The 12,645-nt window shown below is 56.2% G+C and carries 13 protein-coding genes, 1 tRNA gene and 1 pseudogene; 8 read left to right on the top strand and 7 right to left on the bottom strand.

Annotated features, from left to right (window positions below):
• A pseudogene (locus M0974_RS16080) lies at positions 1–101 on the top strand (IS110 family transposase); the annotation flags it as partial.
• Between the two features lie 98 nt (positions 102–199).
• Here the strand turns inward: M0974_RS16080 and M0974_RS16075 are convergent.
• From M0974_RS16075 to M0974_RS16045, 7 genes are all read right to left on the bottom strand, one after another.
• On the bottom strand, positions 200–1,000 hold the full coding sequence (locus M0974_RS16075; RefSeq protein WP_297838646.1) for an ABC transporter substrate-binding protein: 801 nt from the start codon (positions 998–1,000) through the stop codon (positions 200–202).
• Positions 1,001–1,074: 74 nt separating this feature from the next.
• Positions 1,075–1,845, bottom strand: a complete 771-nt coding sequence (hisF, locus tag M0974_RS16070; protein WP_297838643.1) for an imidazole glycerol phosphate synthase subunit HisF — start codon at positions 1,843–1,845, stop codon at positions 1,075–1,077.
• A gap of 92 nt (positions 1,846–1,937) precedes the next feature.
• Positions 1,938–2,687, bottom strand: a complete 750-nt coding sequence (gene hisA / locus M0974_RS16065; RefSeq protein ID WP_297838641.1) for a 1-(5-phosphoribosyl)-5-[(5-phosphoribosylamino)methylideneamino]imidazole-4-carboxamide isomerase — start codon at positions 2,685–2,687, stop codon at positions 1,938–1,940.
• A gap of 101 nt (positions 2,688–2,788) precedes the next feature.
• A complete protein-coding gene (locus M0974_RS16060; RefSeq protein ID WP_297838647.1) occupies positions 2,789–3,046 on the bottom strand; it encodes a DUF2164 domain-containing protein in 258 nt (85 codons plus the stop codon).
• Complete coding sequence (hisH, locus tag M0974_RS16055; protein ID WP_297838638.1) at positions 3,046–3,684, bottom strand: imidazole glycerol phosphate synthase subunit HisH; 639 nt, start codon at positions 3,682–3,684, stop codon at positions 3,046–3,048. The genes M0974_RS16060 and hisH overlap by 1 nt, the downstream gene beginning before the upstream one ends.
• Positions 3,684–4,277, bottom strand: a complete 594-nt coding sequence (hisB, locus tag M0974_RS16050; RefSeq protein ID WP_297838635.1) for an imidazoleglycerol-phosphate dehydratase HisB — start codon at positions 4,275–4,277, stop codon at positions 3,684–3,686. The genes hisH and hisB overlap by 1 nt, the downstream gene beginning before the upstream one ends.
• A gap of 225 nt (positions 4,278–4,502) precedes the next feature.
• Positions 4,503–6,164: an OFA family MFS transporter gene (locus M0974_RS16045; RefSeq protein ID WP_297838633.1), complete on the bottom strand. Its 1,662-nt coding sequence runs from the start codon at positions 6,162–6,164 to the stop codon at positions 4,503–4,505.
• Positions 6,165–6,416: 252 nt separating this feature from the next.
• On the opposite strand from M0974_RS16045, the gene M0974_RS16040 reads away from it, so the two are divergent.
• From M0974_RS16040 to M0974_RS16010, 7 genes are all read left to right on the top strand, one after another.
• Positions 6,417–6,827 (top strand): acetyl-CoA sensor PanZ family protein, encoded by a 411-nt coding sequence (locus M0974_RS16040; protein ID WP_297838630.1) that lies wholly within the window; start codon positions 6,417–6,419, stop codon positions 6,825–6,827.
• A 102-nt stretch (positions 6,828–6,929) separates the two neighbouring features.
• Entirely contained in the window at positions 6,930–9,143 is a 2,214-nt protein-coding gene (locus M0974_RS16035) for an AsmA family protein (protein ID WP_297838627.1), read from the top strand.
• Entirely contained in the window at positions 9,140–10,207 is a 1,068-nt protein-coding gene (gene mutY / locus M0974_RS16030) for an A/G-specific adenine glycosylase (RefSeq protein WP_297838624.1), read from the top strand. Before M0974_RS16035 ends, mutY begins: the two co-directional genes overlap by 4 nt.
• The gene (locus M0974_RS16025; protein WP_297838622.1) at positions 10,204–10,476 is read left to right on the top strand and encodes an oxidative damage protection protein; all 273 of its coding nucleotides are present in this window, start codon (positions 10,204–10,206) and stop codon (positions 10,474–10,476) included. Before mutY ends, M0974_RS16025 begins: the two co-directional genes overlap by 4 nt.
• Before the next feature lie 100 nt (positions 10,477–10,576).
• Positions 10,577–10,652 (top strand) — tRNA-Phe (locus M0974_RS16020).
• A gap of 206 nt (positions 10,653–10,858) precedes the next feature.
• Positions 10,859–12,064: an integrase arm-type DNA-binding domain-containing protein gene (locus tag M0974_RS16015; RefSeq protein WP_297838619.1), complete on the top strand. Its 1,206-nt coding sequence runs from the start codon at positions 10,859–10,861 to the stop codon at positions 12,062–12,064.
• A 100-nt stretch (positions 12,065–12,164) separates the two neighbouring features.
• Positions 12,165–12,645, top strand: a 481-nt coding sequence (locus M0974_RS16010) for a hypothetical protein (protein WP_297838616.1), incomplete at its 3' end; no start/stop codon positions are given.

Below are 12,645 nucleotides of genomic sequence, written 5' to 3'. Positions count from 1 at the left end.
CTCAAGTACTGGTCATGCTCGCCCGAAAACTCGCTCGAGTGGCATTCTCCCTGATGAAAAATCAGAGCGAATATCACACTAAAAGCGCGATTATGGCTTGATCACCACCATAGAATCTCCCACAGAAAAATGCGAAACCCTGTGGGACCGAATTCATTCGGGAAGCAGGCGATGCGGTCTGCCTATAGAAATACAGCAGCTACAAATACCGCCCCATGATTTCGTCTACTTTGCCTTCGGCGCGCATGTCTTCCAGGGCTTTCTGTAGTTTGGCGACAACTTCATCCGGTATGTCTTTGTTCAAGGCCAGGAATAGCTGGTCGCTGTTGAAGCGCAATACGGTTTTGAGGCCGCTAACGCCCTCCTGACGGGCCAGATAACGACCCGAAGGATCGCCTGTCGCCCAGAGATCAATCTGGCCATCAGCAAGCTTTCTCGCATTATCCTGATCACGCAGTACCAACACCGGGTTTAGCCCGTCGGCGGCCAACTGCTCGGCGATGCGATCACCTTTGTACGCGCCAATTTTATATTTCCTGGCTTGCTCCAAGCTGCTCAGCTCAATAGTGCTGTCGGCGCGGGCCAACATAATCCAGTCGTCCGGGCCAATGGGGCCGACCCATTTGAAGAGCTTTTCGCGGTCAGGCGAACGTGCCGTGGAGAAAACCCCGTAGCCAGGTGTGTCCATCGCCAGTTTGTAGATACGGTTCCAAGGGAAACGCAGGGTCATGCTGTAGCCGATCCCAGCGCGCTTGAAGGTTTCGCGCAGTATCTCAGCCGCGATACCGGCAATTTTCTTGTCAGGAGCGAAGTTCTTGCCGTCGACCGCCATGTTGTAAGGCGGAAAATTTTCCGTCAGCAACACCACCGAATAGGCGGGTGGCGAGTCAGCTGACGCCGCCACTGCCGCAGGTGTCTCACTCTCGGTCTCCGCCGCATGGGCAACCCCGGCCAGCAAAAACCCAACACTCATGAGTGCAAGCAAAACACGTTTAAACATGCATTAACCCCCGTCCTTGACAGCCTCAGACTGAGCCCCCGAGACATTGATGTCTAGTGGCCATCAGTGGTTATTTAACGCATGACGATACCGCGACTGGCCATGTAAGCCTTTGCTTCCGGAACGGTGTATTCACCGAAGTGAAAAATGCTCGCCGCCAATACGGCGCTGGCATGGCCTTCCAGTACTCCGGCGGCCAAATGCTCCAGGTTACCGACACCGCCTGACGCGATCACCGGGATACCCAACGCATCACTGATGGCCCTGGTTACGCCCAGATCGAAGCCATTTTTCATGCCGTCCTGGTCCATGCTGGTCAGCAAAATCTCACCGGCACCCAGCTCTTCCATCTTCTTGGCCCACAGCACCGCGTCCAGCCCGGTGGGTTTGCGCCCACCATGGGTGAAAATTTCCCAGCGCGGCGTCTCACCCGGCAAGGAAACACGCTTGGCATCAATGGCCACCACGATGCACTGTGAACCAAAACGAGCGGCGGCTTCGCCAACAAAGTCGGGGTTAAACACTGCTGCAGTATTGATCGACACCTTATCGGCGCCAGCATTAAGCAGGTTGCGGATGTCTTGCACCGTACGCACGCCACCGCCCACAGTCAGCGGGATAAACACCTGGCTGGCCATGCGCTCGACAGTGTGCAGCGTGGTATCACGGCCATCGACACTGGCGGTGATATCAAGAAAGGTAATTTCGTCCGCGCCCTGCTCATCGTAACGACGAGCAATTTCCACCGGATCACCGGCATCGCGGATGTTCTCGAACTTGACGCCTTTGACCACGCGACCGTTATCAACGTCGAGGCAAGGGATGATGCGTTTGGCCAGGGCCATGGGCTTAATCTCCGATTAAGAGTGGCAAGCTGCAAGCCTGAAGCTGCAAGTAAGGGCGGATACGCTCATGCTTCTAACTTGCAGCTTGCAGCTTATGACTTGTAGCTGGTCGCGTAGCTATCACAGAAAGCCTGAGCTTCTGCCACGTCAAGCGTCCCTTCATAAATCGCGCGGCCTGTAATTGCGCCAATAATGCCCGGTGCTTTGGCGTCCAACAGGGATTTGATGTCGCCCAGGTTGTGAATGCCGCCGGATGCGATCACTGGAATCCGCGTCGCGGCCGCCAATGCAGCGGTGAACGGAACGTTGCAGCCCTGCATCATGCCGTCTTTGGCGATGTCGGTATAAACGATTGCCGACACACCATCAGCCTCGAAACGCTTGGCCAGATCGATCACCTGAATGGTGCTGATTTCAGCCCAACCGTCGGTGGCGACGAAGCCGTCTTTGGCATCCAGACCCACGATGATTTTGCCAGGAAACGCACGACAGGCTTCAGCCACAAACGCAGGGTCTTTCACTGCTTTGGTGCCGATGATCACGTAGCTAACGCCTGCTTTGACGTAATGCTCGATGGTTTCCAGCGAGCGAATACCGCCGCCAATCTGGATCGGCAGTTGCGGATAGCGCTTGGCAATTGCCGTCACCACGTCGCCATTAACTGGCTGGCCTTCGAACGCGCCGTTCAGATCGACCAGGTGCAGACGACGGCAACCGCCGTCTACCCATTTGGCGGCCATGCTCACCGGGTCATCGGAGAACACTGTGGAATCTTCCATACGGCCCTGGCGCAAACGCACACAGGCGCCGTCTTTAAGGTCGATAGCGGGAATAATGAGCATGCGTTTTTCCTTCGTCAAAAGAGCTGCAAGCTGCAAGCCATAAGCTGCAAGACATGCGCGTCTACCAATCTGTTCTTGCAGCTTGAAGCTTGCCGCTGCCTTTAGTTCTTCTCAAGCGCCCACAGATCGCTTTCGATGCTTTCGAACCTCTCTTTGAGGTGCGTCTGCACATCGAAAATCGCTCGGTTGTAATAGTGCGGAGCAATTTCGCGGGTAAACAATTCAAGGATTTCGGCCGCCTCGAATGAACCAAGGTCCAGTTCGAAGCGGTCCTCCATGAAACGCTTGATCTTTTGGTTCGCCTCACTCTCCTGTTCAGGCGTGAGGGTCAAGATCGGCGGCTTGTCCTTCTTGGCCATTACCAGCGACCGTCCCATGCGGCGAAGTTCTGCAACAATTGCAGGCCATGGGTATGGCTCTTCTCCGGGTGGAACTGCACGGCAAAGCGCGAGCCTTCCGCCAAAGCGGCAGCGAAATCCAAACCGTAATGACCGCCGCCCACCACTTGCCGCTTATTGGCGGCCTCGATGTAGTAGCTGTGCACGAAATAGAATCGCGCCAAGTCCGGAATGTTGTGCCACAGCGGGTGATCGACGGTTTGCTTGACTTCATTCCAGCCCATGTGCGGCACCTTGAGGTGCTCGCCATCGTCGTGCAGATCCTTGCCGAAGAAGCGTACCTGACCCGGAAATACACCGATGCAATCGACGCCGCCGCTCTCTTCACTGCGCTCAAGCAAAGCTTGCATGCCCACGCAGATGCCGAGAAACGGACGGTCCTGGCTGACTTCGCGCACCAGCTCGTCGAAGCCCAGGCGACGGATTTCAGCCATGCAATCGCGAATAGCGCCGACGCCGGGAAACACCACACGGTCAGCTTCGCGAATCACAGTGGCGTCGCTGGTGATCAACACCTTACCGGCGCCGACGTGTTCCAGCGCCTTAGCGACAGAGTGCAGGTTGCCCATGCCGTAATCGATAACCGCGACCGTCTGCATCAGAGCACGCCTTTAGTCGACGGCATTTGCCCGGCCATACGGTCGTCCAGCTCTGTCGCCATGCGCAGGGCGCGGCCAAAAGCTTTGAACACGGTTTCGATCTGGTGGTGGGTGTTGGTTCCACGCAGGTTGTCGATGTGCAACGTGACGTTGGCGTGGTTGACGAAGCCTTGGAAAAACTCCTGGAACAAGTCCACGTCAAAGCCGCCCACGGTAGCGCGGGTATAGGGCACATGCATCTGCAGGCCAGGGCGGCCAGAGAAGTCGATGACCACACGCGACAGCGCTTCATCAAGCGGCACGTAAGCGTGGCCGTAACGACGAATGCCTTTTTTGTCGCCAATCGCTTTGCTAAATGCCTGGCCCAAGGTAATACCGACGTCTTCCACCGTGTGGTGGTCGTCGATAGCCAAGTCGCCTTTGCATTCGATATCCAGGTCGATCAGCCCGTGTCGGGCGATCTGATCGAGCATGTGCTCAAGAAAAGGAACACCGATATCAAATCGGGCCTTTCCGGTGCCATCCAGGTTAATCGAGGCTTTGATCTGGGTTTCCAGAGTGTCGCGCTCGACGGACGCCTTACGTTCGGCCATCACCAACTCCGCAAATCATTGGGCGAAAAAGGCGAGCATTATAGGCCTAGAACAGGCTGGCATGAAGTAATCAGATACACCGCGCATCCTGTGGGAGCGAATTCATTCGCGAAGAGGCCAACATATCCAACATCTTTGGTGGCTGACCCACCATATTCGCGAATAAATTCGCTCCCACAGTGGGTCAGTACCAGCGCCGCATAAAGCAAATTTACCGCTATCTACTTAGTGAAACAACACCGCTGTTTTCTGCAAGGTGATCCAAACACCCCACGCCAGTGGAATACCGACAGCCAACCAGGCTGCGACGACCATTGGTTTGCTGGCAGCAGATGCTTTCCACTCCAACACGGTGGTGTGATCAGCCCCCACGTCGTGACCGTAAGATTGCTCTACAGCCAACTCAGCGTCAGTCATGAAGTTTTTGTCGGCAACCGGACGAACCAGCAGGTTGCAGATAAAGCCTAAGATCAACAAACCCGCAAGGATATACAGCGTAATGTCGTAAGCGTCGGCACGTGCAACACCGATGCTTAGTTGATATTCACGCAAGTAGTTGACCAATACCGGCCCCAGCACGCCCGCAGCAGCCCAAGCCGTCAACAACCGCCCGTGAATCGCGCCGACCATTTGCGTACCGAACAAGTCTGCCAAGTAAGCCGGAACAGTTGCAAAACCACCGCCGTACATCGACAGAATTACGCAGAACGCCGCCACGAACAGTGCAACGCTGCCGGAATGCCCCAACGCCGGCACCGACGCATAGAGGATGAAGCCCAGCACGAAGAACACGAAGTACGTCGCTTTACGACCGATATAGTCCGAGAACGTCGCCCAGAAGAAACGCCCGCCGATGTTGAACAAGCTCAACAGGCCGGTGAAACCCGCAGCAATGGCTGCGATCTGTGCCAACTGACCTGCGTCCAGCTGACCGAACGCCAAACCGTTGCCCAGCAACTTGCCAGCGAATACTTCCTGCAACAACGGCGACGCCATGCCGAGAATACCGATACCGGCAGACACGTTCAGGCACAGAACCAGCCACACCAGAACAAACTGTGGTGTTTTCCACGCCACACTTACATGCACGTGTCGGTGAGTGATCATTGCGTTGTTGGCTTTTTTCGCTGGAGCGGTCCAGCCTTCAGGTTTCCAGCCGGTTGGTGGAACGCGATAGGACAAAGCACCGCCGATCATGAACACGAAGTAGATCGCCGCCATCGCCAGGAAGCTCTGCCAAACGCCCACACCGGTTGACGAAGCGAAATGATTCATCAAGGCCGCAGCCAATGGTGCGCCGACCATTGCACCGCCACCGAACCCCATGATCGCCATGCCAGTAGCCATGCCGCGCTTGTCCGGAAACCACTTGATCAACGTCGACACCGGGGAGATGTAACCCAAACCCAGACCGATACCGCCGATCACGCCAGAACCCAGCCACATCAGCCATATCTGATGGGTATAAATACCCAACGCGGAGATCACCAGCCCGCCGCACCAGCACAATGCCGACACAACACCGGCCTTGCGCGGGCCGGCATGCTCCAACCATCCACCCCAAATGGCCGCAGAACAGCCCAGGAAGATAAAGAACAAGGTAAAGATCCAGCCCAACATCGAAATGGGCCAATCGCAGTTAGATGAAAAAACCTGTGTCAAAAAGCTTGTACCCGGCGCGCAGGCAACTGCCGCTGAAATACCGACGGCTTTAGACAGCGGCAGCCAAAAAACGGAGAAGCCATACGCCATGCCGATGCATAGGTGGATGGCCAAAGCAGCAGGTGGAACCAGCCAACGGTTAAAACCGGGCTTTGCAATAATGCGCTCTTTAGATAAGAACGCAGGCTGCACGGCAGAACCGCTCAGCGTGGCACTTTGATTCATTATTATTCCCCTCAAATGGATGTTACACCCGCAAGGTGTTCATCTAATTCGCCATTAACCTTCCATGCTTAGAGGCATTAGTTGTTTTTATCGGCAGCAATTCTGATGACGTGACAAAAAGACACAGCAGGACCTGCTGAAGCGCAGAGGTTAACATTCAGCAACAACATAGAAAGCAATATGACATCACATTTTTTTGTCACAATTGTTTAGTTACCACTACGCTCACAGACTAGAAATCGAGGAAACGTAATGCCCATCGTTGTCGAGTCGATACACTCAGCCACCTATCAGGATCAGGAAGACCTGTTGAAAATTTACCGAGACGCCCCGGAATGGCTATTGGCACCGTTTCGCGATGGCCAGGCACTGATCGAGTCCGGCCTGAGTGAAGGCACGTTGTTAGCTGCGCGCTTCAATGATCGGCTGCTGGGTGCCGCACGCGTTCAACGTCAGGGGACGATTTGGCACTTATCGCAGCTGTGTGTCAGGAAACTCACCCGCCACCGTGGAGTGGCTGAACGCTTGCTGATCGAGGCGCAAAAAATGGCGCACCTTGCGGGCTGTGAACTGCACCTGCTAGCGCCGGTCGGACATCTTGAGGCCCAAGCATTGGCGGCAAAATTCCATCTGACTCTCGATCCACAGCAGGTTCAAGACTGAAGGAATGTGACAGCAAAAATAAAGCGTCCGCGGCACGCTTGCGATCCGTAACGCTATACTCGCGGGCTAAATTTTGAATGTATCAACCACAAGGACTCGCCCATGAAAGCGTTCGGCAAAATCCTGGGTCTGGTTATTCTCGGGTTGTTGCTGATCATCGTGGCTCTTGGCTTTGCCCTGACCCATTTTTTTGATCCCAACGACTACAAAGACGAGATTCGCCAATTGGCCCGTGACAAGGCCCACCTGGAGCTGACCCTAAAAGGCGACATTGGCTGGAGCCTGTTCCCCTGGCTTGGCCTTGAGTTGCACGACGCTAGCGTCGCCACTCTGACGGCCCCGACCAAACCGTTCGCCGACCTGCAAATGCTCGGACTGTCGGTTCGCGTGCTGCCGCTGTTGCGCCGCGAAGTTCAGATGAGCGATGTGCGCGTTGAAGGCCTTAACCTGACGCTAAACCGTGACGAAAACGGCCACGGCAACTGGGAAGACATCGGACGCCCAGCGCCGATCACTCCAGAGGCGGCGGCTGAAAATGCGGCGGTCGATCCAGTCAAACCCCAGCCCGCAACTCCGGAAAAGTCCTCACAACCGCTCAAGCTCGATATTGACAGCTTGACCATAAACAACGCCCGCATTGATTACAGCGATGCCAAGAGTGGTCGGCAATTTACCGCCGAGAGCATTCAGTTGAGCACCGGGGCCGTGCATGAAGCGACCAACATCCCGATAAAACTCACCTCGTTTTTCAGCACCAATCAGCCGGTGATGCGCGCTAAAACCGAATTGGTCGGGCAGTTGCGCTTCGACCGCGCACTCAAACGCTATCAATTCGAAGACATGCGTTTGTCCGGCGAAGCCTCTGGCGACCCACTGGACGGCAAGACGGTGACCTACGCCGCGCAGGGCCAGTTGTTAGTCGACATGGCAGCCAACGTCGCAGACTGGAACGGCCTGAAGTTTTCGGCCAACCAATTGCGCGCGCTCGGCGAATTGCATCTGCGAGACCTGGACAAGACACCCCAGCTCAGCGGCGGCCTGTCCATCGCCCAGTTCAGCTTGCGGGACTTTCTCGAAGGCATCGGCCAGACCCTGCCCGATATGGCGGACGGCAGTTTGAACAAGGTGGAACTGGTGGGTCGTCTCACTGGTAACCCCAATAGCCTTGCCGTCGAAGACCTCAACATGAAAGTGGACGACAGTACGTTCAGTGGACGTATTGCCGTCGATGACTTTGCCAAACAAGCCCTTCGCGTCCAGCTCAAGGCCGATACTTTTGATGCTGATCGTTATCGCCCAGCCAAGAGTGAAGTTGCCAAGAGCGCAGGCGCCGCACGCAAGTCTGAGGTAACCGGTACCGAAAACCAGGCTTTCGCCACTGCTGGCGGCTCCACCCCACTGCCCAACTCTCCGACCCAACTCGCGTGGAGTAACGAGCGACTGTTTCCGCTGGAGCGCCTGCGCAAACTCGACGCTCAAGCCGACCTCAGCTTTGGTCAACTGACCGTCGACAAGTTGCCAATCCAGAACGCCGCGCTCAAAACCCAAGGCATCGGTGGGCAAATCACACTGGAGAGCCTGCGCGGCACTATCAACAATGGTGATTTTGAGGTCAAAGGCACGCTGGATGTTCGCCCTGATGTGCCGCTGGTAAGCGTGCAAACACGGGTTAACAAAATCCCGGTGGAACGCCTTGTTCGCGGCCAGGATCCGTCGCCGGTCCGAGGGCTGCTGACCTCCCATAGCGAGATGACCAGCAAAGGCAACAGCGAGAAAGCCCTGATCGACGGCCTCAACGGCACCGCCAGCTTCATGCTGAACAATGGCGTGCTGGTCAACGCCAACCTTGAACAACAACTTTGCCAAGGCATCGCCAAGCTCAACCGCAAAACCTTAAGCGGCGAACCCCACGGCAAGGACACGCCCTTCCAGCAACTCAACGGCAATTTGGTTGTGCGCAATGGCGTCGCCAACAACCCTGACCTGAAAGTGCAAATCCCCGGATTGACCGTCAACGGCAACGGTGACATCGACCTGCGCGTGCTGGGCATGGATTACCGCATTGGCATCATCGTCGAGGGCGACAAGAGCGATATGCCGGACCCGGCCTGCCAGGTCAACGAGCGCTTCGCCAATATCGAATTCCCAGTGCGCTGCCGTGGCCCGCTGGAGCTGGGCGCCAAAGCCTGTCGTGTCGACAACGAAGGGCTAGGGCAAGTCGCAGCCAAACTGGCAGGCGATAAAATCGAAGAAAAGCTTGGCGACAAAATCAATCCACAGCTCAAGGACGCGCTCAAAGGTCTGTTCAAACGATGAAAGCTGAGCAATTTTCAACGGCTGTACTGGAATGGTACGACCGCCACGGCCGGCATGATCTGCCTTGGCAGCAGGGCATCACGCCATACCGGGTGTGGGTGTCGGAGATCATGCTGCAGCAAACTCAAGTCAGCACCGTTCTGAACTACTTCGATCGGTTCATGGAGGCGCTGCCAACGGTGCAAGCGCTGGCTGAAGCTCCGGAAGATGAAGTGCTGCACCTGTGGACCGGGCTTGGTTATTACACCCGCGCGCGCAACTTGCAGAAGAGCGCAAAGATTGTGGTAGCCGAATACGGTGGCGAGTTTCCCCGTGATGTCGAAAAACTCATCGAGCTGCCCGGCATTGGTTTGTCCACCGCCGGCGCCATCGCCAGTTTAAGCATGGGCCTGCGCGCACCTATCCTCGACGGCAACGTCAAACGCGTGCTGGCGCGCTATACCGCTCAAGAGGGCTACCCCGGCGAACCTAAAGTGGCCAAACAGCTCTGGGCTAACGCTGAGCGCTTCACGCCCCACACCCGCGTCAACAATTACACCCAAGCAATGATGGATCTGGGGGCGACCCTGTGCACCCGCAGCAAACCCAGTTGCCTGCTGTGTCCGCTGGAAAAAGGCTGCGAAGCGCACTTGCTCGGTTTGGAGATTCGCTACCCGATACCCAAACCGCGTAAAACCGTGCCACAGAAGCGCACGCTGATGCCGATGCTCGCCAACCGTGATGGCGCCATTCTGCTTTACCGACGTCCGTCTACGGGGCTCTGGGGCGGATTGTGGAGCTTGCCGGAGCTGGATCAGTTCAGCGACCTGGAACATCTGGCCAACCAGCACGCGTTGGAACTGGGTAAACACCACGAACTGCCGGGCTTGATCCACACCTTCAGCCATTTCCAGTTGTCCATCGAACCTTGGCTGGTGCAGGTCGAAGAGTCGGCCAACCACGTGGCCGAGGCCGACTGGCTCTGGTATAACCTCGCCACCCCGCCGCGCCTGGGCCTGGCAGCCCCGGTGAAGAAGCTGCTGAAACGCGCAGCCGACGTATTGAATGCAGGAGAGTTGTCATGACCCGCACCGTGATGTGCCGCAAGTACAAAGAAGAATTACCTGGCCTGGACCGCGCCCCATACCCTGGCGCCAAAGGCGAAGACATCTTCAACCACGTTTCACAAAAAGCCTGGGCTGACTGGCAGAAACACCAGACCCTGCTGATCAACGAACGTCGCCTGAACATGATGAACGTCGAGGACCGCAAATTCCTCCAGGTAGAAATGGACAAGTTCCTGTCTGGCGAGGAATACGCCCAGGCAGAAGGCTACGTCGCCCCCGAGAAATAACCCTTTGCAGGCACTGTGGGTCGTAAGCGACGGTAATAACTGAATATTTTTAAAAACACGCTTGACGACCCCCTGAAAAACAAGTCTAATGCGCCCCGTTGCCCAGATAGCTCAGTCGGTAGAGCAGGGGATTGAAAATCCCCGTGTCGGCGGTTCGATTCCGTCTCTGGGCACCACCTTTCGTTTTCAGGTGGTTCCAACAACACCTGAAAGCAAACAAGAAGCCCGCCCCGTGCGGGCTTTTTGTTGTCTAGCGTTCCCAAGCGTTCCCTTGTAAGCCCGGACGATTGTGAGTAGATTCGTGAGTAGATTCAGTTCGGTCTAGAAATCTACTCACACCACGCGGCGAAAACCCGCCTGGTGCGGCCTTCAGGAGGCTGCTTTGCCACTTTCAGACACCACCATCCGTACCGCTAAGCCAAAAGAGAAGCTATATCGGCTTAGCGACACCAACGGTCTTTGCTTGGAAGTCACGCAGAACGGCTCAAAGCTGTGGCGGTACCGCTATCGCTTCAGCGGAAGTGCAAAGATGTTAGCGCTCGGCTCCTACCCTGCAATCACACTCGCAAGGGCTCGCCAGCTTCGAGACGAGGCGCGTCAATTGATTGTTGATGGCATCGACCCAAGCCAACACAAAAAATCCACCAAGCAAGCACAAGCTGTCGAGGGGGTAACTTTCAAGGAGTTGGCGCTGGAGTGGTTTGCCTACAACTCCCCTCGCTGGGCTGAAAGCACCACCTACAAAGCGAACCTTTACCTTGAAAATGATTTGATCCCCGTCATCGGTAGCCGTCCGGTGAAGTCGATCACTCGCCCCGATCTGGTGGATTTAGTGCGCAAGGTCGAGGCGAGGGGCACGCTGAACGCCGCTGGCAAAATCCGACAATGGCTTCATCAGATATTTCGGTACGGACTGGCCAAGGGCGTCATAGACGTGAACCCGGCCACGGACCTCAGCGTCGTGGCAGCTCAGGCCAAAGCCGCCCGCCACCATCCGCACGTTACGTTCAAGGAATTACCCGAGCTACTGGCGAAAGCCGACGTCGCCAAAATTAATATTCTGACCCGGCAGGCCATCAACCTTTTAGTGCTGACCGCTGTGCGCCCTGGTGAGCTTCGCCAAGCGCCGTGGTCGGAGTTCGATTTGGACGCTGCGCTATGGACGATCCCGGCTGCTCGCATGAAAGCCCGTCGCCCCCATGTAGTACCGCTCCCCCGCCAAGCTGTCGTTATCTTGCGACAACTCTACGAAGTGACCGGACGTTATTCGCTGGTGTTTGCTGGCGCCAACCCCGAAAGGCCGATGAGCGAGAACACCGTAAACAAGGCACTGCGCCAGATGGGGTACGAGGGTCGACAGACCGGGCACGGGTTCCGCCATTTGCTGAGTACCGAGTTGAACGGGCGCGGGTACAACAAGGATTGGATTGAGCGTCAGCTTGCCCACGGCGACACCGACGAGATTCGGGGCACGTACAACCATGCCGCATACGTGGCACAACGCAGTGAAATGATGCAAGCGTGGGCGGATTCTGTTGATGCCGCGCGCGGCGGTACGACGGTGGTTGCGATTAAACGCACTGCTTGATACTTATCCACAGGGTATTGCTCGGTAGGTGCTGGGAATTGCTGTTAACATACTGGCCATCGCTGGATATTCATACAGCGGACTTAGATGAGCTTGGTAGATGGCGGGAACCGGCGAAGACGAGCAGTTAGAACCTTTCGGGCGTGTGCGCCTCGATAGGATCTATGGTGGCTGGGCTTCAGGTCATCACCTTAACCCTCGCTTACTTGCGTCAGAACTAGCAGCCACCATTGCTACATGCTCCCCTTCAGATCAGCCAATTCAGACTCTACACGCCAGCGTGGTAACTGGAGGCCGAGCTGATCGCTCGATCCCTATTACCTTTGGCTCACTCGCCGACTACTTCGACGCAGCCAGCACTGGAATACCCTCTCTCACAATCCAAACAAGCTCAGGTCCAGTACCGGCCGCACATGTACTGATATGGCGAAAGTGGATTGAACGCCTGGTAGATGAAGCCACCAAGAGAACCGAGATTGCCGCCGGCTTTGCACAACCGGCCAATGATAGCGGAACGTTTTCAATGGTATCCAATGGGGCTGCGGCAATTAACCTTGCACCACCGCTCGCCCATCTGTCGG

The organism is Pseudomonas sp. (assembly GCF_026224925.1).
In the GTDB taxonomy this organism is placed as follows: Bacteria; Pseudomonadota; Gammaproteobacteria; order Pseudomonadales; family Pseudomonadaceae; genus Aquipseudomonas.
Note: the sequence above shows the minus strand (reverse complement) of the source record. Positions and strands in the feature narration are given on the sequence as shown.

What these genes read in the sequence shown, in the direction of transcription:
- M0974_RS16075 (WP_297838646.1), bottom strand. Translation starts at nt 1,000, where the DNA reads ATGTTTAAACGTGTTTTGCTTGCACTCATGAGTGTTGGGTTTTTGCTG.
- hisF (WP_297838643.1), bottom strand. Translation starts at nt 1,845, where the DNA reads ATGGCCCTGGCCAAACGCATCATCCCTTGCCTCGACGTTGATAACGGT.
- hisA (WP_297838641.1), bottom strand. Translation starts at nt 2,687, where the DNA reads ATGCTCATTATTCCCGCTATCGACCTTAAAGACGGCGCCTGTGTGCGT.
- M0974_RS16060 (WP_297838647.1), bottom strand. Translation starts at nt 3,046, where the DNA reads ATGGCCAAGAAGGACAAGCCGCCGATCTTGACCCTCACGCCTGAACAG.
- hisH (WP_297838638.1), bottom strand. Translation starts at nt 3,684, where the DNA reads ATGCAGACGGTCGCGGTTATCGATTACGGCATGGGCAACCTGCACTCT.
- hisB (WP_297838635.1), bottom strand. Translation starts at nt 4,277, where the DNA reads ATGGCCGAACGTAAGGCGTCCGTCGAGCGCGACACTCTGGAAACCCAG.
- M0974_RS16045 (WP_297838633.1), bottom strand. Translation starts at nt 6,164, where the DNA reads ATGAATCAAAGTGCCACGCTGAGCGGTTCTGCCGTGCAGCCTGCGTTC.
- M0974_RS16040 (WP_297838630.1), top strand. Translation starts at nt 6,417, where the DNA reads ATGCCCATCGTTGTCGAGTCGATACACTCAGCCACCTATCAGGATCAG.
- M0974_RS16035 (WP_297838627.1), top strand. Translation starts at nt 6,930, where the DNA reads ATGAAAGCGTTCGGCAAAATCCTGGGTCTGGTTATTCTCGGGTTGTTG.
- mutY (WP_297838624.1), top strand. Translation starts at nt 9,140, where the DNA reads ATGAAAGCTGAGCAATTTTCAACGGCTGTACTGGAATGGTACGACCGC.
- M0974_RS16025 (WP_297838622.1), top strand. Translation starts at nt 10,204, where the DNA reads ATGACCCGCACCGTGATGTGCCGCAAGTACAAAGAAGAATTACCTGGC.